The following is a 26253-nucleotide window of genomic DNA, read 5'->3' as shown; positions in this document are numbered from 1 at the left end:
CTTGGGACAAAACTACTTAGGCAGTTGGCATTGATTGTCGCAGCGCGTCTTGCCCGTCAGTAAGTAAGAGATGCGGTATCTGTGCTTGGCGAATCTCAGGTAGCACCAATCCGCGATAGGTTTGATAAGTGGCAACCGTAGCATCTGCACCCAAGGGCGCGTACCCGTTAATCCCCAAGCTTTGCAGGTTACATCGAGCCCAAGCAAAATCTCCCCCGACGCCGTTTCACCATGAAGAATGGTATTGGCGTACTCTTTATCGATATAGCCGAATCGAGCGCCAAAATGCTCGGCATTAAGATCCACAAGTTCGATGCGATCATCGGGATCGCGCGCTTTAAGCTGACGCATTTCGGCGCTACATAAAGGGCAATTACCGTCGTAAAAAATCCGCAGTTCCATAGGGCTTCCTCGATTAAGCTGGCCTTGAGTATACGCGGGCGCCATCATTTTAGAGCTAAATCATGCAGCCTTTAATGCCTTTATGATTAGGCGCAGGATGATAAAGACAGTAACATTCTGCGTATTACACTGTTTTATTGATGATTTGGCTAATAAGATTTGCCCTACATTGAACCCATAAGCCCGTACTCGGCAAATAACAGGATGAATATGACAGCTCCCATTATTATCACAGGTGTGGGTAAACGCATCGGCTACGCCCTCGCGAAACACTTGCTCGCCCAAGGGCACAAGGTGATTGGCACCTATCGCAGCCATTATCCCAGCATCGATGAGTTGCAGTCTTTGGGTGCGACTCTAATCCAATGCGACTTCTACGATAATGCGCAGCTGCAAACCCTGATTGAGCAATTGAGCCAATACCCTAAAATCCGCGCCATTATCCATAACGCCTCTGACTGGCTGCCAGACAACAGCCCAAGCCTTGCCGCCCATGAAGTCATGCAGCGCATGATGCAGGTGCATGTGAGCGTGCCCTATCAAATGAACTTGGCCTTAGCCCAGCAGCTGCGAGCGGGAGCCGAGGGCGAGATTGGTGCCAGCGATATTATTCATTTCACCGATTATGTTGCCGAAAAGGGCAGTGCCAAGCACATGGCTTACGCGGCCAGCAAGGCGGCACTGGATAACTTAACCTTATCCTTTGCGGCGCAATTGGCACCTGAGGTCAAAGTCAATGCGATTGCGCCGGCAATGATCCTCTTTAATCCAAGCGATGATGAGGCCTATCGGCAAAAGACCTTGGCTAAGGCCATCTTGCCAAAAGAAGCTGGAAATCAGGAGATTATCGCCTTAGTGGATTATCTATTGGCGAGCCGCTACGTCACAGGGCGTAGCCACAATGTCGATGGTGGGCGGCATTTAAAGTAAAGCCGCTTGATAGCAGTGAACTTAATCAAGTACTGGGTTTAAAAAAGTCACTGGATTTAAACGATTAGCAGGGTTTAAACGAATAACTGGGCTAAGTTGAGTCATAGGGCTTAGCCGAATGACTCGGCTGATTCAACTAAACGACCTAGTCGAACCGCCATTCGCGGCTTGGGGTGATAATCGTCGGTAAGGGCACATCCCAATGCTCGCAGGGCAGGGCTGTGACTTGCTGGCAATCATGGGCGTAACCCATAGGCAGAGGTTTACCTTTGGCGTGCCAATTGGCAAGCGTTCTGTCGTAATAGCCGCCGCCCATGCCCATGCGATTACCTTTGATATCAAAGGCAACCAGTGGGGTGATCACCACATCGAGCCGTTCAATCGGCATCACAGCGCGCACATCCAACTTAGGCTCTAAAATGCCAAATTGATTCGGCAGCATTGGCGAGTCGGCGTGGTAATGCAAAAACAATAATTGCCCTGCATTAAAAGGGTGGAGCCGTGGCAGATAGGTGTGAATCCCCTGTTGCCAAAGCGCTTTGATAAGCGGAGCGGTAGCCAGTTCACCATCGTGGGTGAGGTAAAGTGCTACATGCTGGGCATTCAGCGTGCTCAGTTTTTCGAGCATTCGCTGACCTGCGGCAAGGCTTGCCTCTGCCTGCTCTTCTAACGAAAGCGAGCGGCGAGCCAAGCGGATCTGTTTACGCAATTCGGCGCGACTTAGTGTTGGGCTTAGCGTTGGGCTTAGATTTGGGCTTAGCGACTGGGTATCAATTGCAGACTGATTGCCGTGTGGCCCCTTGACTGTTGGGGCCGAAGTGTTCGAGACAGGTGAAGTGATAGACATGAATAAGATGCTCCCCAGAATGCCGCTACCGGTGTAGCCCTTGAACCGTAGGTTCAAGGCGGGTAAATGATTACCTCCTAAGGCTTCTCGGTACGAGCCGAGCATGCTCAATGTCAGTAAAGCATTCACCCTGAGATCAAAATTATCGGCACAGGGACATTACCAGTTGGCCTGCACCCCAGGGAGCAAAAACGGTATTGAATCGCTAAAATCTTGGCTTAAAAAGTATAGGCCAGTTTAGCCATTCACTGTGCAACTCTTCTCAGATAGATGGTGCTTGGCACCGAGTGGCACAGTCTAAATCTATTTGGTTGAACGCTCAACTAAGGCGTTTTCCAAGGTTGACTGCAACAGGCTGATGCGGTCATCCATTTGTTTCATATAGTGCTTATTCTTTTGTTTTTCTTGGTACAACTCGTGTCCAATATTCAGCGCCGCCATAATGGCAATTTCTTCGCGGCTTAAGCTGTTGGTGCGATTTTTCATCGAGATGAGCTGTTGCTCAACACCTTGCGCCACAACGCGTAGGGCATCTTCCTGACCTTTCGGGCAGGCGATAGAGTAGGTGCGCCCTAGCAGGGTGATTTCAACTGCACTATTACTCATTCGAAGATGATCCTTTCGTTGGCATCGATAGGGCGGACTATATAGGGCTGATATTAAAAGTGCAAGGTGAGCCGCCGATGGATTGCACATTCGCCGTTTTGTTTGCTGCTTGTGTGAGCAGTTGCCGGAATTTTTATCTTCGCCCCCAAGAATGCCGGATCAGAGTTGGTTCAAGTCTTTATCTCTGCTAGCATTGCTGCTGGAAAATTCTGATTGGAACCTGATATGGCGACCCCTCCTTCGTTACGTATCGACAGCTTAAAAATCGCCCTCGATGCGGCTGAAATTGGTCAGCATCCCGTGGAAGTGCACGGTGCCCTTGTGGGGTTAATCTGCGGTGGCGTAGAGCAAACTGGCGATCTGTGGATTAAACCTTTATTTGACCTGATGAATGATGGTCAGCCTTTACCGGCGCCTCTGCATCAATTGGTGTGTGAGCTATTCCAAGACTCGGTTGCTCGTTTAGGTGATTTTGAGTTTGGCTTTATGCCACTGCTTCCTGAAGAGGAAGAGCCTTTAAGTCAACGGGTTGAGGCCTTATCCCTGTGGACGCAAAGCTTTTTAACCGGCATCGCGATTATCCAGCCTAAGCTGAATAAAGCCTCGGCCGAAGTGCGTGAAGTGATTAAAGATCTGGCCGAGATCGCTCAGGTCGAATTCGATGTGGCTGATGATGAAGAATCGGAAACGGCTTATATCGAGCTACTAGAATTTGTGCGTATCGCCGCCATTATGTGTTACTCCGAGTTTGGCCCCGAGCCGAGCCACGGTGAAGGCGACGATCCAGCGGTGATCCATTAATCACTAACGAGAGAGGCGGAATCATTCCGCCTTTAATGAGTTTCAAATCTAACATCCTGATGGCGAAACGCTTTTAGCCATGCCATAGCTTGAATGAGAACCCCATGACGGTAGCAGAGCACATGGATAATTCAGTTCAAAATGTCGATATTGCCATTGTTGGTGGCGCCATGGCGGGGGCGACCCTGGCGCTGGCCTTAGCGCGTTTGTCTGGCACTGAAAAACCTTTATCTATTGCCTTAATCGAGGCGCATCTTCCCGATAACAGCCATCCCGGCTTTGACGCTCGCTCCATCGCCATTGCCCATGGTTCCATCTTCGAGTTATCCCGTTTAGGTTTATGGCCGAAACTGGCGCATTTAGGCACGGCGATTAAGGATATCCACGTATCCGATCGCGGCCATTTTGGCATGACGGAACTCAACGCCAGTCAGTTTCACTTAGATGCGCTGGGGCAAGTCGTCGAGCTTGAAAGGGTCGGCCAAGTGCTGTTTAGCGAGCTTCACAAGACTCAGGTTAAGCTCTTTTGCCCTGCCAAACTGTCAGAGTTAATCCCCGATATCGACAGCCACATGTTGGTGCTGGATTCCGGCGAGCGGATTTGCGCTAAGTTGGTGGTCGCCGCCGATGGCTTGCAGTCTAAGGTGCGCAGCAGTTTTAATTTGCCCATCACCCAAGTGGCGTTTGAGCAAACCGCGATTATCGCTAATCTACAAACCGATAAGCCGCATCAGCACTGGGCCTACGAACGCTTTACCGAGACGGGCCCACTGGCATTATTACCGATGGCAGATAGCCAAGGCCAACCGCGTTTATCCCTCGTCTGGGCACTCGACGATAGCCGTGCCCAAGCGATGCTCACTGCGCCCAAGGCCGAGTTTTTAGCGGCGCTGCAGCATGCCTTTGGCTATCGCGCCGGGCAGTTTATCGACGTCAGCGAGCGCCATGCTTATCCGTTAAACCTGTCCTACATGCCAAGGCCAATTCACCATAGATGCGTGTTTATCGGCAATGCCTCCCAGACTCTGCATCCGATTGCGGGGCAAGGGTTTAACTTGGGTCTTCGGGATGTCGTCAGTCTGCTCGATGTGCTGCAACGCGCGCTGGCGCAGGGTGAGGAAATCGGCGGTGTCGCCGTCACCCATGGCTATTTACAGGCGCGTGAGGTGGATAGAAACAGCACTATTCGCAATATTGAATTTTTAGTCCGTGGCTTCTCTAACCAATATTGGCCCTTGGCCCTTGGACGTAATCTGGGATTGCGTCTGTTATCTTGGTTCCCGCCACTGAAAACCCCCGTCGCGCAGAAGGCGATGGGCTGGAAATAATCATTACTGGTATCGCAACGCGAAAAGGATGTACCCATGTTAAGTTCACAAGCCTATGACATTGCCATTGTGGGTGGCGGCATGGTGGGACTCGCCACCGCGATAGGATTGGCGCAGGCCAACTTGAATGTCGTCGTGATCGATGCCCAAAGCACCCAAGCCGTGAGCGGTGAGCCAAGGCTTAGGGTCAGCGCCATCAATAAGGCGAGCCAACGTTTGCTCGAGCACCTCGGCGCTTGGCACTATGTCGATGCCAGCCGCGCGACGCCCTATCAAAAAATGGCGGTATGGGATAAAGACGGCTTTGGCAAAATTGCCTTCGATGCCAGCAGCATCAGTGAGCCTAGCCTTGGCGCGATTATCGAAAATGATGCCATCAGCTACGCCCTCGCCAAGCGTGCCAGTGAATTTGATAATATCACCCATATCGAAAACCAACGCATAGAGCGTATCGCCTTTGGTGAACGCGAAGCTTGGTTGACCTTAGCCAATGGTGCCGATGCTGAAATCGAAAGTGTCAGCGCCGCACTCGTGATTGCCGCCGATGGTGCTAATTCTTGGGTGCGCGAACAATGTAAGATCCCGTTAACCTTCTGGGATTATGGCCACCATGCGATCGTGGCGACCATTCGCAGCGAAATGCCGCACCTTGCCACTGCCCGACAAGTATTTTTGCAGGATGGCCCGCTGGCCTTCTTACCTTTATATGAAGAAAACCTCTGCTCGATTGTCTGGTCAGTGCCGCCTGAGCGCGCCAACGAGTTACTCGAGATGGCGCCAGAGCAGTTCGAGCGCAATCTCACCGCCGCCTTCGATGGCCGCCTTGGCATTTGCAAGCTTGAAAGTGAACGTCATGCCTTCCCGCTGCGGATGCGCTACGCTCGTCATTTTGCCCGCCACCGTTTGGTGCTCGCGGGGGATGCGGCCCACACCATCCATCCATTAGCTGGCCAAGGGGTAAACTTAGGCTTCCTCGATGCCGCCAGCATTATCGAAGTCATCGGCGAGCTACACGATGCGGGTAAAGATATCGGTGATTATGCCCAGCTGCGCGCCCTTGAGCGTTGGCGAAAGGCCGATGCGATGGAGATGATTGCGGCGATGGAAGGCTTTAAGCGTCTGTTCGAGGGGAGCAATCCCCTTAAAAAAGCCATTCGCGATCTGGGACTCAACCTGGTTGATAATGTCGCTGGGCTGAAAACAGTGTTCATGCAACAGGCCATGGGCAATAAGTCCTCACTCCCCAAGTTATGTCGCTAGCCTCGGTTGCGCTAATGTAATCATAATTGCTGATAATATCAGCGATTTGATTGCAGGCTGCGCAAATCTCGCTTTCGTATGTAAAAAAATTACATGTTGAAGATGAGAAAATCTAATGACACTGGCTTCGGATTAGAAAAATCTCCTGTATACAAATTTGTGACGCAAGGTATAATTTCGCCGCATTTTAGACCCTAGTACTTATACCAATCACGATAAATATCTGATCAATTCAGAGCGAATCAGGCGTTGCAGTGACAGACGCATTGAGACCGAAAGAACCCCTTTCAAATTGATGCATCGTGGAAGTGAAATGCCGATTAGCCAGATATTTAGCCGGATTTGTATCACCCTACGCTAGGCAGAGACCTGAAAAAGGCCGCAAAAAAGGGATAACAATGGCTAATAAAACTGTTCTGTTTAACAAGCACTTAGAATCAAACGCTAAGATGGTCGACTTCCACGGTTGGGATATGCCCCTCAACTATGGTTCACAAATCGAAGAACACCACGCCGTGCGTCAAGACGCAGGTATGTTCGACGTGTCCCACATGACTGTGGTTGATGTGACCGGAACCGACGCTTGTGCATTCCTCCGTAAGTTGCTGGCAAACGATGTGGCCAAACTTAAAGTTCCTGGTAAAGCCTTATACGGCGGCATGTTAGATAACAATGCCGGCATCATCGACGACCTGATCACTTACTACCTGACCGACACTTTCTACCGTGTTGTCGTCAACAGCGCGACCCGCGAAAAAGACTTAGCGTGGATCGCCAAACAATCCCAAGGTTTTGATGTCACTGTGACTGAGCGTCCTGAGCTGGCGATGATCGCCGTTCAAGGTCCTAACGCTAAGGCCAAAGCCGCCGCCGTATTCAGTGCCGATCAAAATGCCGCTATCGAAGGCATGAAACCTTTCTTTGGTAAGCAAGCAGGTTCTCTGTTTATTGCGACCACAGGTTACACAGGTGAAGTGGGTTACGAGATTATCGTGCCAGAAACTGAAGCCGAAGCCCTGTGGCAAGCTCTGTTAGATCAAGGCGTTAAACCATGTGGTTTAGGCGCTCGCGATACATTACGTCTCGAAGCTGGTATGAATCTGTACGGCTTAGATATGGACGAAACCATCAACCCGCTGGCCGCCAACATGGGCTGGACTATCGCATGGGAGCCAACTGACCGTGACTTTATCGGTCGTAAGGCACTTGAAGCCCTGCGCGATGCGGGTACCGACAAATTAGTCGGTCTGGTGATGGAAGAAAAAGGCGTGTTACGCCATGATATGCCAGTATTTTTCACCGATGCAGCGGGTGTTGAGCAGCAAGGCGTGATCACTAGCGGTACTTTCTCGCCAACATTGGGCTATTCTATTGCGATGGCGCGTGTTCCTAACTCGATTGGGGATACGGCGGAAGTCGAAATGCGTAAAAAGCGCGTGGCTGTTAGAGTAGTAGCGCCAAACTTTGTGCGCAACGGTAAACAAGCATTTTAAAAAAACGGAACAAGGAACAAGAACAATGAGCAATATTCCGACAGAACTGAAATACGCCTCTTCACACGAATGGATCCGCAAGGAAGAAGACGGTAGCTACACTGTGGGTATCACTGAGCATGCTCAAGAGCTGTTAGGTGACATGGTTTTCGTTGAGCTGCCAGAAGTGGGCGACACTGTGACTGCAGGCGACGACTGTGCAGTGGCAGAATCAGTGAAAGCGGCTTCTGACATCTACGCGCCAATCTCTGGTGAAGTGATTGCCGTCAACGAAGCACTGGAAGATTCTCCAGAGCTCGTAAACAGCGACGCTTACGGCGAAGGCTGGTTCTTCCGCGTTATGCCTTCTGATGAATCAGAAGTTGACGCTCTGCTCGATGCAGAAGGTTACCAAGCTGTTATCGACGAGGAATAATCGTCGACGCTAACGAAGCCCCAAGGGGCTTCGTTTGTTTTAGCGCAAGTTTGACATAACAATAGCCCGTTTATCAGTACCCTACAGTCCTGAGCTACGGCAAATCTGGAACAAGGTTTATCATGACCAAGCAAACCCTCACTCAGTTAGAACAGCACGATTTATTCTTACGTCGCCATATCGGCCCGGATAGCAGCCAACAACAAGAAATGTTGAACTACGTTGGTGCTGAGTCTCTGGACGATCTGACTGCGCAAATCGTGCCTGAGTCGATCCGTTTAAGCCAAGAGTTGAGCATTGGTGATTCCTGCGGCGAAGCCGAAGGCATTGCTTACATTCGTGGTTTAGCCAAACAAAACCAAGTCTTCAAAAGCTACATTGGTATGGGTTACTACGGTACCCAAGTGCCTAATGTGATTTTACGTAACGTCTTCGAAAATCCAGGTTGGTACACGGCGTACACACCATATCAGCCAGAGATCGCCCAAGGCCGTTTAGAAGCCATTCTAAACTTCCAACAAGTGTCTATGGATTTAACCGGTTTAGATTTAGCCTCTGCTTCACTGCTGGACGAAGCGACTGCCGCCGCCGAAGCGATGGCGCTGGCTAAGCGTGTGTCTAAAGCCAAAAAAGCCAACATCTTCTTCGTAGCCGATGACGTATTCCCACAAACCTTAGACGTAGTGAAGACTCGCGCTGAGTGTTTTGGTTTTGAAGTGGTGGTAGGTCCTGCCCATGAAGCAGTAAATCACGAACTGTTTGGTGCCCTGTTCCAGTATTCAAACCGTTTCGGTCAAATCACTGACTTCACAGACTTATTCGCCGAGTTACGTGCGAAGAACGTGATTGTGACTGTCGCTGCCGACATCATGGCATTAGTGTTACTCAAGTCACCTGGTGCCATGGGCGCCGACGTGGTCTTCGGTAGCGCGCAGCGTTTCGGTGTGCCGATGGGCTTTGGTGGTCCACATGCGGCCTTCTTCGTGGCCCGTGACGAGCACAAACGCTCTATGCCTGGCCGTATCATCGGTGTGTCAAAGGACACCCGTGGTAACCGCGCACTGCGTATGGCGATGCAAACTCGCGAGCAACATATCCGCCGCGAAAAAGCCAACTCAAACATTTGTACCGCACAAATTCTGTTAGCGAACATGGCGTCTTTCTACGCCGTATTCCACGGCCCACAAGGCCTGAAAACCATCGCATCACGTATCAACCGCTTCACCGATATCTTAGCCGCAGGCTTACAAGCTAAAGGCGTGAGTTTAGTGAACAACACTTGGTTCGATACCATCAGTATCAAAGGCTTAGACGTTGCAGCAGTGAATGCGCGCGCGCTGGCCGCTGAAATGAACCTGCGTTTCGATGCTGACGGCATCGTCGGCGTGAGCTTAGATGAAACCACTATCCGCACCGATATCGAAGCCCTGTTCGATGTGATTTTAGGTGCTGGCCATGGCTTAGACGTTGCTGCTTTAGATGCGCAAATCGTGGCGCAAGGTAGCCAATCGATTCCTGCTTCTTTAGTGCGTCAAGATGCCATCCTGAGCCACCCAACTTTCAATCGCTATCAAAGCGAAACTGAGATGATGCGTTATATCAAGCGTCTCGAAAGCAAAGACTTAGCACTGAACTACTCAATGATTTCATTGGGTTCGTGCACCATGAAGTTAAACGCTGCGGTTGAAATGATCCCAGTCAGCTGGCCAGAATTTGCTAACATGCACCCATTCTGCCCACTGGATCAAGCCAAGGGTTACACTCAACTGATTGAAGAATTGTCTTCATGGTTAGTGAATGTCACAGGTTACGATGCCGTGTGTATCCAACCTAACTCTGGTGCACAGGGTGAGTACGCGGGTCTGCTGGCGATTCGTAAATACCACGAGTCTCGCGGCGAAGCCCACAGAAACATCTGCTTAATCCCACAATCTGCCCACGGTACTAACCCTGCATCGGCGCAATTAGCCGGTATGCAAGTGGTTGTGACTGCCTGTGACAAGCAAGGTAACGTGGATTTAGAAGATCTGAAGGCCAAAGCGGCTGAAGTGGCAGAAAACCTGTCATGTATCATGATCACTTACCCATCGACCCACGGTGTGTACGAAGAATCTATCCGCGAAATCTGCAACATAGTGCACCAGCACGGTGGTCAAGTTTACTTGGACGGCGCCAACATGAACGCCCAAGTTGGCTTAACCTCACCAGGCTTTATCGGTGCCGACGTATCGCACCTTAACCTGCACAAAACCTTCGCGATTCCACACGGCGGCGGTGGTCCAGGTATGGGCCCAATCGGCGTGAAAGCGCACTTAGCGCCGTTCGTAGCGGGTCACGTTGTAGTGAAACCAGGCCGCGAAAGCGATAACAACGGTGCAGTCTCTGCCGCGCCATACGGCAGTGCTGGCATTCTGCCAATCAGCTGGATGTACATTAAGCTGCTCGGTTCAAACGGCCTGAAAAAGTCGACTCAAACCGCGCTGTTAAACGCTAACTACGTGATGAAGAAGCTGTCTGAACACTACCCAGTACTGTTCCGTGGCCGTAACGATCGCGTCGCACACGAATGTATTATCGACTTGCGCCCCATCAAAGAAGCCTCTGGCGTGACCGAAATGGATATCGCTAAGCGTCTGAACGACTACGGTTTCCACGCGCCAACCATGAGCTTCCCAGTTGCGGGCACGCTGATGATTGAGCCAACCGAATCTGAGTCTAAGGTTGAACTGGACCGCTTTATCGACGCTATGGTGTCAATCCGCGCCGAAATCGCTAAGGTTGAAGCGGGCGAGTGGCCAGCGGACAACAACCCGCTGCACAACGCGCCACACACTATGGCCGATATTATGGATCCAGCGTTCGATTCACGCCCATACAGCCGTGAAGTCGCCGTGTTCCCAAGTGCCGCAGTGCGTACTAACAAGTTCTGGCCAACCGTGAACCGTATTGATGACGTGTACGGCGACCGTAATTTGTTCTGTGCGTGTGTGCCGATGGAAGACTACGAGTAATTGCTGGTTTGGGCTTGCGACAGCAAGCCCTTGCTAAGAGTTAGCTTCGGCTACGACGCAATTATGAATGTTAAAAAGCGACCCCAAGGTCGCTTTTTTATTACCTAAAATCTTATTGCGGATTGCATAAGGCGCTAATTAACTTTTAAGTTGCGGATAGCACTGTGCTGCTAATTGCCTGCCGCAGGCTCTCGCACTGTTACACCAGTGACTCGCTGTAAATACATCCCTGTAAGCTCTGCTAAAACATCCATGTTTTAGAAGGTCACTGGTGCAACAATGCTAGTTCTGGCGTAACCATTGAGTGAAGAGTTATTCCTGCAAATTTTAAGCTTTACATTTATTAGGTAGCCACATCCTAATATATTGGTCTAAAAGTTTGCTTATTTCTTTACTAAGTTCGTCATGTTTTTGTGGGCTTCTCATTTTTGATAGTTGTTTTTCTAGAAATTTAGATGAAATTTTTATAATCAATTTGTTATGGTCGTTGTAGAGTTCTCTAACCCAATTTAATTCTTTATGTTTTGATAGGTTGTTATTTATGTCTCTGCAAACAATGAATGCCATCCTTCCATATTCTTTAGATAGATATGTGTTTGCTTGCCTATAATCTGACGAGGTTAAATCTTTATAGTTTTTTACTTCAAAAATTATTTGCCTGCTATTATAGTCATCCAAAATTCTTTTCCATAATGGAGTCGAGCCTAAGTTTGTTGCTACAATGTCTCGCTGTTGTAAATTATTCTTGTTAGGGTGTAATTCCAAATTCTCTAAATCAGTTGCAAATAGTAATGTTAGTGCTCTTTTTGTCCATGACTCGAAATCTGATGCACCAATATGTCCCTCTGGAATGCTATTTAATTCTGCCATAAGAGCTCCGATCCTTTTTGAGCGGAATTCACTATCAACAGCACTAACTTCAATGTCATATTCATCATGAATATCTTCTGCCTGCTCTAGCTTTATCTCTTGATTTGTTATTCCGAGAGCTAGCCAATAGCAGGGGTGGAGTAATATTTTTGTTGATGGTAAAAAGTCTCTATCAGGTTCTTTTCCATCATGGCAAAAAACAAATGATGAAGATGATTGATTGTAAACGCCAATAAATCCAATACTATATAGTCTTTGTATTACTTGTTTTGGTTCATCACTTAAAATAATGTCTTGTGCTGTTAATTTTGATATTGATTGTAAACTATCAAGTTGATTTTCGATTAATGTTTCAGCTTCAGAGACAAACATTTCAGGCTTAGTATTTTTAAAGCATGATGTAAAGACATCTAATGCTGGGAATACAGTTTCATATTCTTTAAGTAAATCGTTTAATCTATTGTTAGATATTTGCTTTGCCGTGCAATCAATATCATCATAAATGATAGTGTCTCTATTCTGAGTTCCAGCTCTCAAAAAAGCATCATTCAATAATACTAATATATCTCTTGGTCTATACAATGTTAGCTTTAGTGCTATTCTAAATCCTTCTCTCGCTCTAAGTGCATCTGCTGTGTGTGCGTTCCAAACCCTAGTGTTATTTTCGATGGTAGAGTTGAAGGCCGCTCTTAATCTATTACATACTAAATTAAATAAATTGTATTCGTCCCAATGTAATCTTAATGTCTGACCTTCAATATTTCTCGTGAAATCAGGATCATTTTTTGATATTGCTCGATATATATTGTCCCGGATGAATGCAAAAGCTACCACTTTTTCCTCTAAAGAGTGCTTTATGTCTATTATTGATTGTACAAATCCATCAACTATGGCTACTCCCATGTTGTCAGGAGTATATCCTTCATCAAGCTTGTCTGAAAAAATTACGACTTGATAGCCGCTTTCATTCATTGCTTCAAGAATTACCTCTTCTAATAATTCAAGTTCAAACTCATCAGAAAGATCCGCTATTCTGGATTCTGGAGTTCTATTCCCTTTTTCATTTTCAATAATGTTTAATAATTTTTTTCTTATTTTGCTTGTAATATTTTGGCGTTTAGCGCCCCAACTTGTAAGGTGTTTTTCAATAGACTTAGTGTCGATAAAGTTTTTTAACTTGTAGTGATTTGCTAAATCAACAATAACCTCCATGTATAAAGCATATCGCCATGCTAGTTTACTACCTGCTTTTATATGCAAGTAATTGTCTCCAAATAATTTAAGGACATCTCTTAGCCCAATTATTTGCTCTTCAACAGGAGTAATGACGAGCACTCGTGTCTTTGCTTTTTTCTCCCAATGCTTAGATAGCATATGTACTAAGGCACTTTTCCCAGTCCCCCTTCTACCTACTACAATTGGCCTATCATATGATTCTAGTAATGCTTTGTAATCAGTGGTTTGCCAGAATGTCATTTCGAGCATGCTAATATCATTTTCTGCTCTAATATCTCCGAGTATATTGCCTTTCATATATATTCCATCGTAATTATTTCTTAATATATTATTTGTAATTGTTCATTAATTCTTATCTAATTTTATTCCACCTTACTCAGGCATCTTTGGGCGACTTGGTAGATGATGGAGTCTACTTGTTGCTGGGTAAGATCTTGGGTTTTCAGTTTCGGGATCGTTCCGACTAATTGTTTGTGGTTGAGGATCGGGAACGGTGGTTTCGATTGACTGGTGACATACCAGCCGGGGAATACTAGGGCTGGGGTGGCGGCGACGGGGGAGCCTGTGGCTTTGGTTAACCATTGGCTGACCCATTGAGCTTGGCGCTGCGCTTGTTCTATGGGTTTGGTTTCTGTCCATGAGGGGAAGTTTAAGCGCCCGTCTTTGTAAAATACTTCATAGCCTTTCTTACCAGAACTAGAGCCAGAGTTTGAGCCATTGCCATTGGTTTGGCGTAGGTCTTTATTGCGCTTATGGCGGCCTTTGGTTTCAATCGCGAATACGCCATTTTTGCCGATTACGAGGTGGTCGATATTAAAGCCGTCGGCTTGGACATCGTGAAACACTTGATAACCCAAGGCTTGTAAGCCGATAAGCTCATTGGCGGTGGCGATTTCTGCCGTATGCCCTAGGCGTAATTTGGTGAGTTTGGAAAAGTTTTTCCACGTTTTAAAGCTGCAATAGCTTAAGCCCATTAACGCTGAAATACTTAACATCCAAGGGAATTTACCTGCTGCGATATGAGCTTGAATGCTGTTAAGTGCAAAGGGGAAGCAAAAGATCATGGCTCCCATCATCATGTAACCCATTAAATCTAATTGCAGATCTTGGATTTGCTTTTGTAAGCCATAGGCGGGAATGCGGGTTAGCTGCTCACGGTCAACGGGCAGGGTTAGTGTTGCATCGCGGTATCGAAGAAACACATGCAACACTCCTGCTCCGACAAATAGGCTGGATAGAATAATTACAACGGATAATAGATTGCTGCCGAAATTTGCCATTTACATCCTTGAAATAGAAAGGTTTATCGTTAATTCCATAACACACACATGTTGAATGTGCTTGATACCTTGGTGGCAGAGGAGGCTGTTAAGAGTGGGGCGGCATGGTACAGATTGGCTGCTTTGTCCTTAAATAGCGTGCTCGATAGTGGCGTTCGAGTGTCTGCATTTCCCTTAGTGGTCACACTTTAACCCGCGCTATGCGGTTTAATCAATGCGTTTTATCACAAAAGCTTATTTTAAATAACAACTTGTGAATGCTTGGGGAGATGAATTGGTGGTCGTTTTGGGGTTATGCTGGGCAAATAAAAACGGCCAATCGAATTGGCCGTTGTTATTATCCATAAAGCTGCGGGTGCTTAACGGTAAAATGCTTCTACTGTGCCTTTGATGGTTAACAGTAGAGGTTGACCGCGACGGTCTAAAGATTTGCTTGGTACTTTAACCCAGCCTTCGCTGATGCAGTATTCTTCAACATCGAAACGTTCTTTACCGTTCACGCGGATACCCACATCGTATTGGAAGACTTCAGCTACATGGTGGCGGCTGCGTGGGTTAACCGAAAGACGATCCGGTAATGCGGGTTGTGAAGTTGTGTCAGTCATGGTCGTTATCTGTAGTGAACAAAAAGTGCGTTATTGTAGGCAATCCCGCCGCCTTGCTCAAGGACTGTTGTTGTCAGTCTGTGACGCCTGAGCCGCTATCTTGGGCGAGCGGCGCTTAGCGTGAGTTGATGCGTGAGTTGTTGCATGGGTCTGTATCGTCTTTTGTTCGCACCCGCCGCAGGGTAAACTCTGGCGGCGTTGGCTTAAGGCATCTCGCAAAATGCTTAGTGCTTTGCGCTTACGACTTAGCGCCGCGCTCCGTTATTCACCCATATTCGACCCAAGGCCCGATAGTTAACTTGCCATGCACGATGATATTAGTATTCCCTTGCCATCCCTTATCCATCGCATCGGCCGCGAGGCGGTTAAGCGGGCGCAGGCGATTGCTGTGCAAAAGGGCTGTGAGCTTAAGCGGGTGCGCCGCTCCCGTAATTGGAGCATCACAGGGCAGGCTATCGCGATTCAAAGCTGCTGCGTCGAGTTAAAAGCGCAGAGTGATACTGCCGAATTTGCCTTTCTGATCAAAAAGATCGACAGCGGCTTATTACAACATGCCGATAAGCTTGAACCACTCGGCGCAAAGTTGGTTCGCCTGATCAACCAAAACCCCGCCATTACCTTGGGCGAACTGATGCAACAAACCCAATGCACGATGAGCGAGGCGCGCCTTGCCCGCTTCGAGGCCGAACTTTGATGCCGAGCGTGGATGCCGAACTTTGAGGCTGAGTTCTCATACCGAGCCTGAGCGTATGTTGGGTTATTCGCTGGCAGCCACCAAGAAAAAGGCCTCAATTGCTTGAGGCCTTAGGTGGTTAAGATAGCTATTGATACCGCATCGACTATCACAGAATCGACGTACGCCGACCGCCAATATCACGCCTGAGGCGTTAAATCTTAAATTGGCCGACGAGTTTGCCGAGGTTAAGTCCTTCCTGCGACACGGTTTGGCTCACGTTCGCCGCCTCTTCGCTGGAGTGCAGCAGCTCATTCACAATCTCTTGGATGGCGAACACATTGCGGTTGATTTCTTCGGTCACTGAGCTTTGCTCGGTCGCCGCCGTGGCAATTTGGGTACTCATATCATTGATGGCGGTGACCGCCGAGGTCACTGAGCCTAAGCTTTCGGAGATGGCGCGGGACGAATCCACCGAGCGTATACAACTCTGCTGACTCTCTTCCATGGTTTTAACCGCTAAGCTCACCAGCTTGTGCAGTTCAGATAGCATCTCGTTGATTTCTAATGTGCTTGATTGAGTACGGCTGGCTAAGTTGCGTACCTCATCGGCCACCACGGCAAAGCCACGACCCTGCTCGCCAGCGCGGGCGGCTTCAATCGCGGCGTTTAATGCCAACAGGTTGGTTTGCTCGGCAATGCCGCCGATCACCGAGAGCACGCTATTAATTTTTTGCGACTGTTCACTCAAGGATTGAATATTGCTGGCGGCATTGTTGATTTGCGCCATCAGCGCCGAAATCTCCTCTAACGAGGCATCGACGCAGCGCTGGGCATTGGCCACATCGCCCGTGGCGGCGTGGGTCGCTTCGGCCACTTGGGTAGTGTTTTGCGCCACTTCACTCGCGGTGGCAGACATCTCAGTAATGGCGGTAACCACTTGATCTGTCTCATTGTTATGGCTGATAAGCTGGCGCGACATCACCTTGGTTTGGTCATGAATCGCATTGGCTGCGGTTTTAACCTTAGCGGTGGCATGGGCCACATCGCCGATAATGGTTTGCAGTTTATCGACAAACAGGTTGAAGGAGCGGCCAAGTTGAGCGATTTCATCGTCGCCCTTCACCGCAAGGCGTTTGGTTAAATCGCCTTCGCCTTTGGCGATATCGTTTAAGTTATCTGCCATGTTTTTAATCGGTGTGACCATGCGCTGGGCAGTCACTAAGATCACGGCGGCGGTAATGGCCGCTAATAACAGTGCAATCAATAAAATCGCGTAGGACTTATCGATCATCTGCTCGGTCACTGTGGTGCGGTAATCCTCAACTACGGCATCGATATCGTCGATATAGGCGCCGGTGCCGAGCATCCAATCAGTGCCTGGGATCATCATGGAGTAGCCGATTTTTTCGATTTGCTCGTTGGTATTGGGTTTCTGGAAATAGAACGAGAAATTACCGTCACCGTTTTTGGCGGCATTGAGCAGGCCGACAATGATCTTGGTGCCGCGGGGGTCGGTCATATCGATTTTATTCTGCCCCTCGAGGTTGGGCATGACCGCATGGAACAGGTTTTTACCTTGGGAATCATAAATAAAGAAGTAGCCCGAACTGCCAAAGCGAATATCACGTAGGGCTTGGTTAACATTGCCCTGTTCTTTTAACGATAGCTGGTATTGCACTATGCCTGCGGCGATTTGGGTGGCTTCCTTGATTTGGGTTTTACGCTCACCGATTAACTTTTCTCTAAATGTAGTGACTTCATCGGCAAGCGCCGATTGCTCGACATGGTAGGAAACTGTCATCAGCACTATGAGGGTCAGAATCAACGGGAACAGTGCGAGTAGGAGCAATTTGTTACGTAAACTGAAATTAGACATGTTCAACAACTCCGGAATAAGCCGCTTTATTATTGCAGGGCAGTATAACGAATCCCCAATATTCTTAAGTGCTTAAGTTAACAAAAATCTAATGTAACCGACAAAAGTGCACAATGGTATTTGACTTAAGGATGAGGACGACAGGCTGAGTCACTTCGTTGATCTTAATCAAAGCCTAAATAAGCCAATGCGCTCATTATATTAGCTAATCTTTATACATAGGCGGCGCTTGTTTGTTTGAGCTTAAACAAGACGCGCAACTAAAGGCAGGACTGTGACTAATCAAAGGCTGATCACGCTGTTAAAAATCTGCATTGGCCTTGGGCTGTGCCTGATTATGCTTGGGATTTATCTGCATAACTTTAATCAAACCGTCGAAGCCATGGGCGTAAAAGGCATTATTATCAGCGCCGTTTGCGTTGCCGTTGGCATGGCGTTATCCCTGCCGACAAAGATGTATCTCACCTTTTTACTGGTCAAACGCGAGGCGGATAAGCAAGGCAGTGCCGAGCATTAAGCCTTGGCTAAACCACAGTGGATGCTGCAATAAATCTTACTACTCTGCTTGCAACCCATGGCATAAAAATCCCGCTGGTGTTTTTTTAACATAATTAACCCAAGACTAATGGGCGAAAAACACCGATAATTCCCCCCAAGACGATAGCGCCCAAGGGCAATGCTGTGCGGTAACGAATGCGATTACCGCGTTTGAGCATATTGAGTGGAAAAATTCTAATGGAAATCAAAGTTAATTTTCTCGACAACCTGAGACTCGAAGCCAAGTTCGACGATTTTACGGTAACGGCCGATCAGCCCATCCGTTATAAGGGCGATGGCTCGGCGCCGAGTCCCTTCGACTACTTCTTAGCTTCTTCGGCATTGTGCGCCGCCTACTTTGTGAAGGTATATTGTAAATCCCGCGATATTCCGACGGACAATATCCGTCTGTCGCAAAACAATATTGTCGACCCAGAAGATCGCTACAACCAGATTTTCCAGATCAATGTCGAATTGCCCGACGATATTTCGGATAAAGATCGCGAAGGTATTTTGCGCTCTATCGACCGCTGCACAGTGAAGAAAGTCGTGCAGACTGGCCCAGAATTTAGAATCGAAACCGTTGAAAACCTCGATGCCGACGCCAATGCCATACTGATGGGCCATCCAGGCGACGACAGCAGCACCTATATCTTGGGTAAAGACTTACCGCTAGAGCAGACCATTGCCAATATGACTGGCATTTTGGCTGAGCTGGGGATGAAGATTGAGATTTCCTCATGGCGTAATATTGTGCCCAATGTGTGGTCACTGCATATCCGTGATGCCGCATCGCCCATGTGTTTTACCAATGGTAAAGGCGCAACCAAAGAGAGCGCGCTGTGCTCGGCTCTCGGTGAGTTTATCGAGCGTTTAAACAATAACTTCTTCTATAACGACCAATTCTTTGGGGTTGAGATCGCTAACAGCGAGTTTGTGCATTATCCCAACGAAAAATGGTTTGCCCTCGAGGAAGACGACGCCCTGCCAGCGGGCCTGTTAGACGACTACTGCCTAGAGATTTATAACCCCGATGAGGAGCTGTGCGGCTCGCATCTTATCGACACTAACTCGGGCAATCGTGATCGCGGTATTTGTGCAATTCCGTATACCCGTAAATCCGATGGCGAGACTGTGTACTTCCCATCGAATCTGATTGAGAACCTGTTCTTAAGCAATGGCATGAGCGCGGGTAACAACATCAAAGAAGCCGAAGTACAGTGTCTCTCTGAAATCTTCGAGCGCGCGGTGAAACGCCAAATTATCGAGCAAGAAATCGTTCTGCCAGACGTGCCTATGTCGGTGTTAGAAAAATACCCTAGCATTCTTGCGGGCATTAAGGGCTTAGAAGAACAAGGCTTCCCTGTGGTAGTGAAAGACGCCTCCTTAGGTGGCCAGTTCCCAGTGATGTGCGTGACACTGATGAACCCGAAAACCGGCGGGGTATTTGCCTCCTTCGGTGCCCACCCAAGCTTTGAAGTGGCATTGGAGCGCAGCCTGACCGAATTACTCCAAGGTCGCAGTTTTGAAGGCTTAAACGATGTGCCAAAACCGACCTTTAACAGCATGGCGGTGAGCGAGCCTGAAAACTTTGTTGAGCACTTTATCGACTCAACGGGGGTGATCTCCTGGCGCTTCTTTAGCAGTAAGCATGACTATGAGTTCTGCGAATGGGATTTCTCTGGCACTAACCAAGAGGAAGCGGACCGCTTATTTGGCATTTTAGAAGAGCTGGGTAAAGAGGTGTATGTCGCCGAATTTACCGAATTAGGCGCATCGGCTTGCCGTATTTTAGTGCCTGATTACTCAGAAGTTTATCCAGTAGAAGACCTGATTTGGGACAACACCAACAAGGCGCTGGATTACCGTGAAGATATTCTGAATCTGCATTCTTTAAGCACTAAGCAATTGGTTAACCTAGTCAATCGTTTAGAGGAAAGTCAGCTCGATAACTACACCGATATTCGTACCCTGATTGGTATCGTCTTCGATGAAAATACCGTCTGGGGTAAGTTGACGATTATCGAACTTAAGATCCTGATTTATCTGGCACTCGGCGCGCATGAAGAGGCGCTGGAATTAGTCGGTGAGTTCCTGCAATTTAACGACAACACCGTGAAGCGTAATCTGTTCTTCCAAGCAATGAGCGCGGTACTGGAAGTGACGCTGGATGAAGACCTTGAACTCGAAGACTTTAGCCATAGCTTTACCCGCATGTTTGGCGAGGAAGTGATGGAACAAGTGGTCGGCAGCGTTACTGGTAAAGTCCGTTTCAGCGGTTTAACTAAGACCAGTATGCAGCTCGAAGGGATTGAGCCACATTTACGCTTAATCGAGAGCTATAAGAAACTGCACGCCGCCCGCAAGGCCAAAGCGGCGCAATAATCGCAACTCATAGCGTGTGAAGTACAGAAAAAAGCGAACCTAGGTTCGCTTTTTTATTGGTGCTTTACTGGGTCGATGCGGCATCAAGCACTATTGGCGATAACGCGGTTTTTGCCATCCCGCTTGGCTTGATAGAGCGCGGCATCGGCGCGTTTTAGAGTGTCTTCATAGGATTTATCGCCCGCTTCTATGCTGGCGACACCTATGCTGACGGTGGCAAATAATCCCTTTACCGAGAGTTGCTGCAATGCCTTGAAGCAGCAGTCACAGAGGTATTCGGCAAACACTATGGCTTGGTCATGGTTAACCCCGGGCAGGGCAATCACAAATTCATCGCCACCAAAACGGTAGGCGCTGTCGGTCTTGCGAAATTGTTGTTGGCAGGCTTCGGCGACCGCCATGATGACGCGATCGCCCGCTTGGTGACCCAGTTGATCGTTAATAAGCTTCAGGTGATCCAGATCGAGCACTAAGATCGAGGCCGGAATATGGTGGCGGCTAAAAGTGTCGAAGAGAAAGTGTAAGTCACGGTCTAAGCGGCGGCGGTTATAGAGTCCAGTCAGTTGGTCGGTATCACTTAATTGCCGCAGTTGTATTTCTAGCTTATGGCGCTTGGAAATATTACTGGCGACCCAGAGGACGACGGGTTCGTTATCCACCAGAAAATCTAACGCCTGAATGCGCCCCTCAAACCAGATGGGTTCTGAAGGACCTTGATCGGATAAGCCTTTGACATCCTTATTACTGAGCTCATATTCCTCAATCAGTAATTTACGGCTGTCTAAGGCTTGCTGAATAATCTTGAGGTAGTAAGTGGTTTTTTCGTGGTTGAGTACATCGCTCAGGTAAAGGCCGACTAATCCACTGCCGTCGTGGTAATAACGCGCATCTTTACCACCAAATACGGCAACATAGCGGCCGCTTTGGGACAGGATAAACGCCGGATCGGGTAGCGCGTCCAGCACTAAAGCCATTTGCTCAACACTGACCATCAAACAAGCTCCCATGTAAGGTGATATGACTCAATACTCGCCTTGACAATGGCGACGAATGTTGGAATTTGCAACCCAGTCTATGGTTAGAATTTAGCTTTTTTTAGGGCGAAAACAAATCTTAATCCTATGTCTTAGATGTTTATTTTCTACTGACGGGATTGAACTGTGCAGGTAAGAGTTTTGGGGCTGATAGGATTCATGAAATTAGACTTAGAGTGTAAACTCCGCGCAGATGAATTGAATTAAGGGAATACTATGCACACGGCAGATGATTTTATTCAGTATTTAGAACTTGAGCAGCATGTTGAAGGCGGATATTACCGTTCTTCCTATCGCTCAGAATCGGCTTTTGATCCGAGTCGTCAGCTGTGGAGCAGCATTTATTTCTTACTGCGAACCGGCGAAGTGTCGCATTTTCATCGACTCACGGCCGATGAGATGTGGTATTTCCATGCGGGTCAATCGCTGACAATTTATATGATTTCCCCCGAGGGCGAGCTGACCACGGCGCAGTTGGGGCTGGATTTAGCCGCTGGCGAAAGGCCACAGTTTTTAGTGCCTAAGGGCTGTATTTTTGGCTCGGCCATGAATCAACCGGGGTTTTCGCTGGTGGGCTGTATGGTGTCACCGGGTTTTACCTTCGATGACTTTGAATTGTTTAGCCAAGAAGCTTTGCTGGCCATGTATCCAAAGCATCAAGACGTGATCCACAAACTGAGTCGGCCAGAGGCGAAATAGCGTCGCATTATCATGCAATGAGTTGTTCGTTGAATAGATTCGATAGCCGCATGCCAAGCATTAAGGCATGCGGCTTAAGCAGGTTAATCGCGAATAATATGGGTTACCTGCACCATGGCATCCCGCGCCGATTGACTGACGCCAGCGAGTTGGAAGAAGCCGTGGATCACCCCTAAATAGCGGCGGCAATGGGCATTTACGCCCGCATCTAACAGGTTACGGAATAGCTGTTCACCCTCATCTAGCAAGGGATCGAACTCGGCGGTAATGATATGGGTTTCGGGTAAACCTTCTAACTCTTGGCTGCGAAGTGGGCTGGCTTCGACATCGGTTCTGGGGTGCCAATCGAGGTACATGTCAAAGCCCGTGAGCAGGGTGTCGCGGGTGATGATGTACTTGTCGCCATTGTCGATATAGCTCTGACTCTTGGCGGTCGCATCCAACATAGGATAGATTAGCACTTGTTTTTTAGGTAACCATTGCCCTTTTGATTTTAACCGCAGGCAAGTGACTAGGGCTAAATGACCACCGGCGCTGTCGCCCATTAGGGTGATATTGGTGTTATCGCCGCCCCATTGCTGGCAATGTTGCTGCACGAGATTGGCGGCATTGAAGGCATCGTCATGGGCGGCTGGGTACACATGCTCGGGGGCGAGGCGATAGCTGACCGCCACCACTAATGCGCCAGAATCATTGGCGATTTTACGCAGTTGTTGGTTATGGGTAGCGATGCCGCCACTGACAAAACAGCCGCCGTGATAGTAAATGACCACGGGTAAGTTGTTGTCCGCCGAGGGCTTAAATAAGGTTAATTCGATGCCCTCAAGGGATAAGGTTTTGACCTCAAACACCGCTTCAGGCTCGCCAGCCAATACCGTGCTGGCGATGTAACCTTGACGTCGTTCCTCAAGGCTTTGCTCGCGCACCGAAGGGCAACCTGCGGCGATAAACTCGCTCACCAATTGTTTAATTCCGTCTTCTAAATAGAGTTGGTTCATGTGCAGTTTCCCTGAATATATTCGGTGAGCGCTTATCGCCCCTTGTGGTCGGCAAAGTGTATCGGCTCAATGTTGAAAAGGGTAGTGTGTATTGGTGATATGGTATTAATTCCATCTATTTCAGTTGATTAGCACTTGTTTATAAAACTTGTTGATGGAAGCGTCGCGAATGAATACGGTTGCAGCGGTCGGTTTGGTTGTAATGAAAGATTGAGCACAATCTAAAAATGTAAGAAAATTACCGTTCGCCAACCTTGGCGTGTTATTGCTATTTCACTTGTCTTCCAGCGGTAAGGATAGAACGTGGCCAAATCAGCTAAAACCCTGCAACAACGCATGGGCATTGTCGCCCTTACTTGGCCGATTTTTATCGAAACCTTGCTGCAGTCCTTACTCGGGATCAGCGATATTTTTATGCTGAGCCATTATTCCGATAATGCCGTCGCCGCAGTGGGGCTCACCACCCAATTGATGTTTTTTATGATGGTGATGTCCATGATGGTCAGCACGGGCGCCAGCATTCTGATCAGCCAAAATAATGGTGCGGGGCAGACGCAGCAAGCAACCGATATTGGTGTCGCCAGTGTGGCCTTAAGTTTAGGCTTAGCCGTGATTATGGGCGCATCGATGTTTTTCGGTGCCCACGGCATTATCGGTTTGTTTGCCCTAGAGCCTGAGGTCGCAGGCTATGGTTATGACTATCTGCTGATCTGCGGCAGTTTAAGTATTGGGCTGGTGATGAACATCGCCTTTGCCGCCATCTTACGTAGCTACGGTTTTACCCGCTCGGCCATGTTAGTCACCTCCAGTACGGGATTGATGAATGTGCTGGGTAACTATATTGCCCTCTATTCTCCCTTTGGTTTGCCGGTTTATGGAGTGACTGGGGTGGCGATTTCGACTGTAACCAGCCAGATTATCGGTGCCTTGATTATGCTGGCGGTGATCCACCGTAAAGGTATCCCGCTGCCGATGCCAAGGTTGAAGTTATTGCCGCGCAGCACCTATTGGAGTGTGATGCGCATAGGTTTGCTCAATGCGGGCGAAATGCTGTCCTACAACGTGGCACAGATGACCATCATCTATTTTATTAGTCAGATGGGCACACTCTCGTTGACCGCCTATACCTATGGTTTGAATATCAGCCGCTTTATTTACTGTTTTGCGGTGGCGCTTGGGCAGGCATCGCAAATTCAAACCGGTTACTACGTCGGTAAACAATGGTTCGATGAGATTACTGTGCGGGTGCAAAAATATTGCCTTGTGGGCTTTATTGCTTCCCTCTCCATAGTGTTAGCCTTTTATTGGCAGCGCTTTACCATAGTGGGCTGGCTGAGTGAAAACCCTGAGGTCATTCAACTTACCGCACTCCTGCTATTGGGTTCCATCGCGCTCGAAACTGGCCGAGTCTTTAATCTGGTGATTATTTCGGCATTAAAAGGCGCGGGGGATGTGGCGTTTCCGGTGCGCGTGGGCCTGTTTAGTATGTGGGGAATTGGCGTGCTATTGGCTTGGTTCTTTGGGCTGCATTTAGGTTATGGCGTGCTCGCCGCTTGGCTTGCCGTTGCCGCCGATGAATGGGTGCGAGGCTTGATTATGGTGCACCGTTGGCGCTCGGGTCGCTGGCAGCGTTTTACCCGTATTTCGCCAGCAACGCCTGTTTCATCACGTTAATAGCTTGGCTTTAAGCGCTCTAATTAAAGACAGAACGGGGCCTATTGCTGGCCCCATTTACCCGATTTGAGCTGTTCATTTTTAAATTGTAGATACCTTGAATGCCCTGCATCGGTTTCGATTTCCATTGTGCTGTAGGGGGCAAAAATAGCCCCTGGAATTTGGCATCCATTCGTGAGGACGTCCTCTAATGAGGGCATAAAACATTCTTTAAACGGATCAAAATGGATTCTATAACTGGCATAGCCGCGCGCAACAAATCGTTCGGTGATGGTTTTGAATAGCTGTCCAAAAGGCGTGTCGAGCCTCTGTGGCGTGGAGTAATAAAAGCCTTGTCCGTACCAGTAAAGCAATAAGGCGGTACCCGCATCGCAGAGTGGGTGTTCGATAATCGCCCTCACCATATCGGGATCATGGTCATCCCAATTCAAGTTGCCCGCGACAAAATGCAATTCCTCCATACTTTGTAAGTCACTGATACAGATGATTTGTGTCGCCGCTTTGCCAAAGTAGGCGCTGTATTCATGTAAAGCGTCATAATCGGGATTGGCGAGCAATTGGGTGAGGCGATCATGGTTGGTGATACAGCCTAATTCGGCGCATTCATAGGCGCGGATAAATTGTTCTTGGGTTAATAACTTGGCCACGGGCGTCCTTGGAGTTTTTAAATAATGACTCTCGCCAGCCCTGATAACCGAGGGCCAGCGAGAAAGAGTGAGGATGTTAGGCGTTAAGCTTGCTGTTGCAGCAGGGTGCGGCAGAGCTTAATAAAGTCGGAAGAGGTGACAATCCCTAATACTTTCTTATCGTTATCTACTACTGGTAAGCAGCCGAGTTTGTTGTCGATAAAGTATTCCACTACCACGCTTAAGGGCTCATCGGCGGTTAAGTGCTGGCAGTCTTTGTCCATCACAGTCGCTATGGGTGTGTAGCGTTCCTTGCGATCCAATGCGCCTTGGCCGTATTTGTTCAACATAGACAATACGCTGGCGATCATCTTCTTATGGGTGAGTACGCCGACTAAGGTGCCGTCGGTTTCAGATATCACAGGTAAATGGCGCACGCCGCGGGTTTGCATTAAATGGTGGGCATCTTTCAGGCTAGCACCATCGCTAATGCAGATGACCTCAGTGCTCATAATATCGCTGACTTTCATCCTATAAATTCCTTTTTTAACAAGGCTCAGGTTTGACGTTCGACGAGCCAAAATCTGAGCGATTTGCCACTGATCCGATGTTAGCAGCTTACTCATGGCTTGTGCCAGTGCTGTACAAATAAAGTACGTCATCC

The 26253-nt window shown here is 48.4% G+C and carries 23 protein-coding genes and 1 other RNA gene; 12 read left to right on the top strand and 12 right to left on the bottom strand.

All coding sequences use genetic code 11. The annotated features are described in order from the left end of the window. Positions 1 to 12 precede the first annotated feature (12 nt). Positions 13 to 402, bottom strand: coding sequence for a thiol-disulfide oxidoreductase DCC family protein (locus K0H60_RS17585; protein ID WP_220056534.1), 390 nt, complete (start codon positions 400 to 402; stop codon positions 13 to 15). A gap of 210 nt (positions 403 to 612) precedes the next feature. Here K0H60_RS17585 and folM point away from each other — a divergent pair, with 210 nt between their 5' ends. After that, the gene (gene folM / locus K0H60_RS17580) at positions 613 to 1332 is read left to right on the top strand and encodes a dihydromonapterin reductase (RefSeq protein ID WP_220056533.1); all 720 of its coding nucleotides are present in this window, start codon (positions 613 to 615) and stop codon (positions 1330 to 1332) included. A 145-nt stretch (positions 1333 to 1477) separates the two neighbouring features. Here the strand turns inward: folM and K0H60_RS17575 are convergent, their stop codons facing one another. The 3 genes from K0H60_RS17575 to K0H60_RS17565 all read right to left on the bottom strand — a co-directional run bounded on the left by K0H60_RS17575 (position 1478) and on the right by K0H60_RS17565 (position 2785). After that, positions 1478 to 2179 carry a 5-formyltetrahydrofolate cyclo-ligase gene (locus tag K0H60_RS17575; protein WP_220056532.1) on the bottom strand — a complete coding sequence of 234 codons (702 nt, stop codon included), beginning with the start codon at positions 2177 to 2179 and terminating at the stop codon, positions 1478 to 1480. A 7-nt stretch (positions 2180 to 2186) separates the two neighbouring features. Further along, a non-coding RNA gene (gene ssrS / locus K0H60_RS17570) (6S RNA) lies at positions 2187 to 2367 on the bottom strand. A 115-nt stretch (positions 2368 to 2482) separates the two neighbouring features. Then, positions 2483 to 2785 (bottom strand): cell division protein ZapA, encoded by a 303-nt coding sequence (locus K0H60_RS17565; RefSeq protein WP_089066961.1) that lies wholly within the window; start codon positions 2783 to 2785, stop codon positions 2483 to 2485. A 225-nt stretch (positions 2786 to 3010) separates the two neighbouring features. On the opposite strand from K0H60_RS17565, the gene K0H60_RS17560 reads away from it, so the two are divergent. From K0H60_RS17560 to gcvP, 6 genes are all read left to right on the top strand, one after another. After that, the gene (locus tag K0H60_RS17560; RefSeq protein ID WP_011718291.1) at positions 3011 to 3586 is read left to right on the top strand and encodes a UPF0149 family protein; all 576 of its coding nucleotides are present in this window, start codon (positions 3011 to 3013) and stop codon (positions 3584 to 3586) included. A gap of 104 nt (positions 3587 to 3690) precedes the next feature. Continuing rightward, positions 3691 to 4914, top strand: a complete 1224-nt coding sequence (gene ubiH, locus K0H60_RS17555) for a 2-octaprenyl-6-methoxyphenyl hydroxylase (RefSeq protein ID WP_220056531.1) — start codon at positions 3691 to 3693, stop codon at positions 4912 to 4914. A gap of 36 nt (positions 4915 to 4950) precedes the next feature. Next, complete coding sequence (locus tag K0H60_RS17550; protein ID WP_220056530.1) at positions 4951 to 6174, top strand: FAD-dependent oxidoreductase; 1224 nt, start codon at positions 4951 to 4953, stop codon at positions 6172 to 6174. Positions 6175 to 6572: 398 nt separating this feature from the next. Then, positions 6573 to 7667, top strand: coding sequence for a glycine cleavage system aminomethyltransferase GcvT (gene gcvT / locus K0H60_RS17545; protein WP_220056529.1), 1095 nt, complete (start codon positions 6573 to 6575; stop codon positions 7665 to 7667). A gap of 25 nt (positions 7668 to 7692) precedes the next feature. Then, positions 7693 to 8082 (top strand): glycine cleavage system protein GcvH, encoded by a 390-nt coding sequence (gcvH, locus tag K0H60_RS17540; RefSeq protein WP_011071083.1) that lies wholly within the window; start codon positions 7693 to 7695, stop codon positions 8080 to 8082. A gap of 122 nt (positions 8083 to 8204) precedes the next feature. Then, on the top strand, positions 8205 to 11093 hold the full coding sequence (gene gcvP, locus K0H60_RS17535) for an aminomethyl-transferring glycine dehydrogenase (protein WP_220056528.1): 2889 nt from the start codon (positions 8205 to 8207) through the stop codon (positions 11091 to 11093). Positions 11094 to 11420: 327 nt separating this feature from the next. Here the strand turns inward: gcvP and K0H60_RS17530 are convergent, their stop codons facing one another. The 3 genes from K0H60_RS17530 to K0H60_RS17520 form a co-directional block, all read right to left on the bottom strand. Further along, entirely contained in the window at positions 11421 to 13496 is a 2076-nt protein-coding gene (locus tag K0H60_RS17530; protein WP_220056527.1) for a P-loop ATPase, Sll1717 family, read from the bottom strand. 65 nt (positions 13497 to 13561) lie between these two features. Next, positions 13562 to 14479: a nuclease-related domain-containing protein gene (locus K0H60_RS17525; RefSeq protein WP_220056526.1), complete on the bottom strand. Its 918-nt coding sequence runs from the start codon at positions 14477 to 14479 to the stop codon at positions 13562 to 13564. A gap of 359 nt (positions 14480 to 14838) precedes the next feature. Continuing rightward, entirely contained in the window at positions 14839 to 15084 is a 246-nt protein-coding gene (locus tag K0H60_RS17520) for a DUF3297 family protein (RefSeq protein WP_011624059.1), read from the bottom strand. Between the two features lie 304 nt (positions 15085 to 15388). Between K0H60_RS17520 and K0H60_RS17515 the strand changes: the two genes are divergently transcribed. Then, positions 15389 to 15778: a ribosome recycling factor family protein gene (locus K0H60_RS17515; RefSeq protein ID WP_220056525.1), complete on the top strand. Its 390-nt coding sequence runs from the start codon at positions 15389 to 15391 to the stop codon at positions 15776 to 15778. Positions 15779 to 15971: 193 nt separating this feature from the next. Here K0H60_RS17515 and K0H60_RS17510 read toward each other — a convergent pair whose 3' ends face one another. Next, complete coding sequence (locus K0H60_RS17510; protein ID WP_220056524.1) at positions 15972 to 17636, bottom strand: methyl-accepting chemotaxis protein; 1665 nt, start codon at positions 17634 to 17636, stop codon at positions 15972 to 15974. 274 nt (positions 17637 to 17910) lie between these two features. Here K0H60_RS17510 and K0H60_RS17505 point away from each other — a divergent pair, with 274 nt between their 5' ends. After that, the gene (locus K0H60_RS17505; RefSeq protein ID WP_126511924.1) at positions 17911 to 18153 is read left to right on the top strand and encodes a hypothetical protein; all 243 of its coding nucleotides are present in this window, start codon (positions 17911 to 17913) and stop codon (positions 18151 to 18153) included. A gap of 218 nt (positions 18154 to 18371) precedes the next feature. After that, on the top strand, positions 18372 to 20558 hold the full coding sequence (locus tag K0H60_RS17500) for an OsmC domain/YcaO domain-containing protein (RefSeq protein ID WP_220056523.1): 2187 nt from the start codon (positions 18372 to 18374) through the stop codon (positions 20556 to 20558). An 83-nt stretch (positions 20559 to 20641) separates the two neighbouring features. Here the strand turns inward: K0H60_RS17500 and K0H60_RS17495 are convergent, their stop codons facing one another. Beyond that, positions 20642 to 21550, bottom strand: a complete 909-nt coding sequence (locus tag K0H60_RS17495) for a GGDEF domain-containing protein (RefSeq protein WP_220058199.1) — start codon at positions 21548 to 21550, stop codon at positions 20642 to 20644. Positions 21551 to 21808: 258 nt separating this feature from the next. On the opposite strand from K0H60_RS17495, the gene K0H60_RS17490 reads away from it, so the two are divergent. After that, a complete protein-coding gene (locus K0H60_RS17490) occupies positions 21809 to 22291 on the top strand; it encodes a cupin domain-containing protein (RefSeq protein ID WP_220056522.1) in 483 nt (160 codons plus the stop codon). Between the two features lie 83 nt (positions 22292 to 22374). On the opposite strand, the gene K0H60_RS17485 is transcribed toward K0H60_RS17490, so the two are convergent. Continuing rightward, positions 22375 to 23289 (bottom strand): alpha/beta hydrolase, encoded by a 915-nt coding sequence (locus K0H60_RS17485; RefSeq protein WP_220056521.1) that lies wholly within the window; start codon positions 23287 to 23289, stop codon positions 22375 to 22377. 303 nt (positions 23290 to 23592) lie between these two features. On the opposite strand from K0H60_RS17485, the gene K0H60_RS17480 reads away from it, so the two are divergent. Then, positions 23593 to 24963 carry an MATE family efflux transporter gene (locus K0H60_RS17480; RefSeq protein WP_220056520.1) on the top strand — a complete coding sequence of 457 codons (1371 nt, stop codon included), beginning with the start codon at positions 23593 to 23595 and terminating at the stop codon, positions 24961 to 24963. A gap of 41 nt (positions 24964 to 25004) precedes the next feature. On the opposite strand, the gene K0H60_RS17475 is transcribed toward K0H60_RS17480, so the two are convergent. Both K0H60_RS17475 and K0H60_RS17470 read right to left on the bottom strand, forming a co-directional pair. Then, a complete protein-coding gene (locus K0H60_RS17475; RefSeq protein ID WP_220056519.1) occupies positions 25005 to 25610 on the bottom strand; it encodes a DUF4274 domain-containing protein in 606 nt (201 codons plus the stop codon). A gap of 83 nt (positions 25611 to 25693) precedes the next feature. Beyond that, positions 25694 to 26119, bottom strand: a complete 426-nt coding sequence (locus K0H60_RS17470; protein WP_011624048.1) for a CBS domain-containing protein — start codon at positions 26117 to 26119, stop codon at positions 25694 to 25696. Positions 26120 to 26253 lie beyond the last annotated feature (134 nt).

The sequence above is a fragment of the Shewanella mangrovisoli genome (assembly GCF_019457635.1).
Taxonomy (GTDB): Bacteria; Pseudomonadota; Gammaproteobacteria; order Enterobacterales; family Shewanellaceae; genus Shewanella; species Shewanella mangrovisoli.
Note: the sequence above shows the minus strand (reverse complement) of the source record. Positions and strands in the feature narration are given on the sequence as shown.

Coding starts and splice junctions, on each gene's coding strand:
- folM (WP_220056533.1), top strand. CDS start 613: ATGACAGCTCCCATTATTATCACAGGTGTGGGTAAACGCATCGGCTAC.
- K0H60_RS17575 (WP_220056532.1), bottom strand. CDS start 2,179: ATGTCTATCACTTCACCTGTCTCGAACACTTCGGCCCCAACAGTCAAG.
- K0H60_RS17520 (WP_011624059.1), bottom strand. CDS start 15,084: ATGACTGACACAACTTCACAACCCGCATTACCGGATCGTCTTTCGGTT.
- K0H60_RS17585 (WP_220056534.1), bottom strand. CDS start 402: ATGGAACTGCGGATTTTTTACGACGGTAATTGCCCTTTATGTAGCGCC.
- K0H60_RS17530 (WP_220056527.1), bottom strand. CDS start 13,496: ATGAAAGGCAATATACTCGGAGATATTAGAGCAGAAAATGATATTAGC.
- K0H60_RS17565 (WP_089066961.1), bottom strand. CDS start 2,785: ATGAGTAATAGTGCAGTTGAAATCACCCTGCTAGGGCGCACCTACTCT.
- gcvP (WP_220056528.1), top strand. CDS start 8,205: ATGACCAAGCAAACCCTCACTCAGTTAGAACAGCACGATTTATTCTTA.
- K0H60_RS17495 (WP_220058199.1), bottom strand. CDS start 21,550: ATGGTCAGTGTTGAGCAAATGGCTTTAGTGCTGGACGCGCTACCCGAT.
- K0H60_RS17490 (WP_220056522.1), top strand. CDS start 21,809: ATGCACACGGCAGATGATTTTATTCAGTATTTAGAACTTGAGCAGCAT.
- K0H60_RS17470 (WP_011624048.1), bottom strand. CDS start 26,119: ATGAAAGTCAGCGATATTATGAGCACTGAGGTCATCTGCATTAGCGAT.
- K0H60_RS17515 (WP_220056525.1), top strand. CDS start 15,389: ATGCACGATGATATTAGTATTCCCTTGCCATCCCTTATCCATCGCATC.
- K0H60_RS17485 (WP_220056521.1), bottom strand. CDS start 23,289: ATGAACCAACTCTATTTAGAAGACGGAATTAAACAATTGGTGAGCGAG.
- gcvT (WP_220056529.1), top strand. CDS start 6,573: ATGGCTAATAAAACTGTTCTGTTTAACAAGCACTTAGAATCAAACGCT.
- K0H60_RS17510 (WP_220056524.1), bottom strand. CDS start 17,636: ATGTCTAATTTCAGTTTACGTAACAAATTGCTCCTACTCGCACTGTTC.
- K0H60_RS17500 (WP_220056523.1), top strand. CDS start 18,372: ATGGAAATCAAAGTTAATTTTCTCGACAACCTGAGACTCGAAGCCAAG.
- ubiH (WP_220056531.1), top strand. CDS start 3,691: ATGACGGTAGCAGAGCACATGGATAATTCAGTTCAAAATGTCGATATT.
- K0H60_RS17560 (WP_011718291.1), top strand. CDS start 3,011: ATGGCGACCCCTCCTTCGTTACGTATCGACAGCTTAAAAATCGCCCTC.
- gcvH (WP_011071083.1), top strand. CDS start 7,693: ATGAGCAATATTCCGACAGAACTGAAATACGCCTCTTCACACGAATGG.
- K0H60_RS17550 (WP_220056530.1), top strand. CDS start 4,951: ATGTTAAGTTCACAAGCCTATGACATTGCCATTGTGGGTGGCGGCATG.
- K0H60_RS17525 (WP_220056526.1), bottom strand. CDS start 14,479: ATGGCAAATTTCGGCAGCAATCTATTATCCGTTGTAATTATTCTATCC.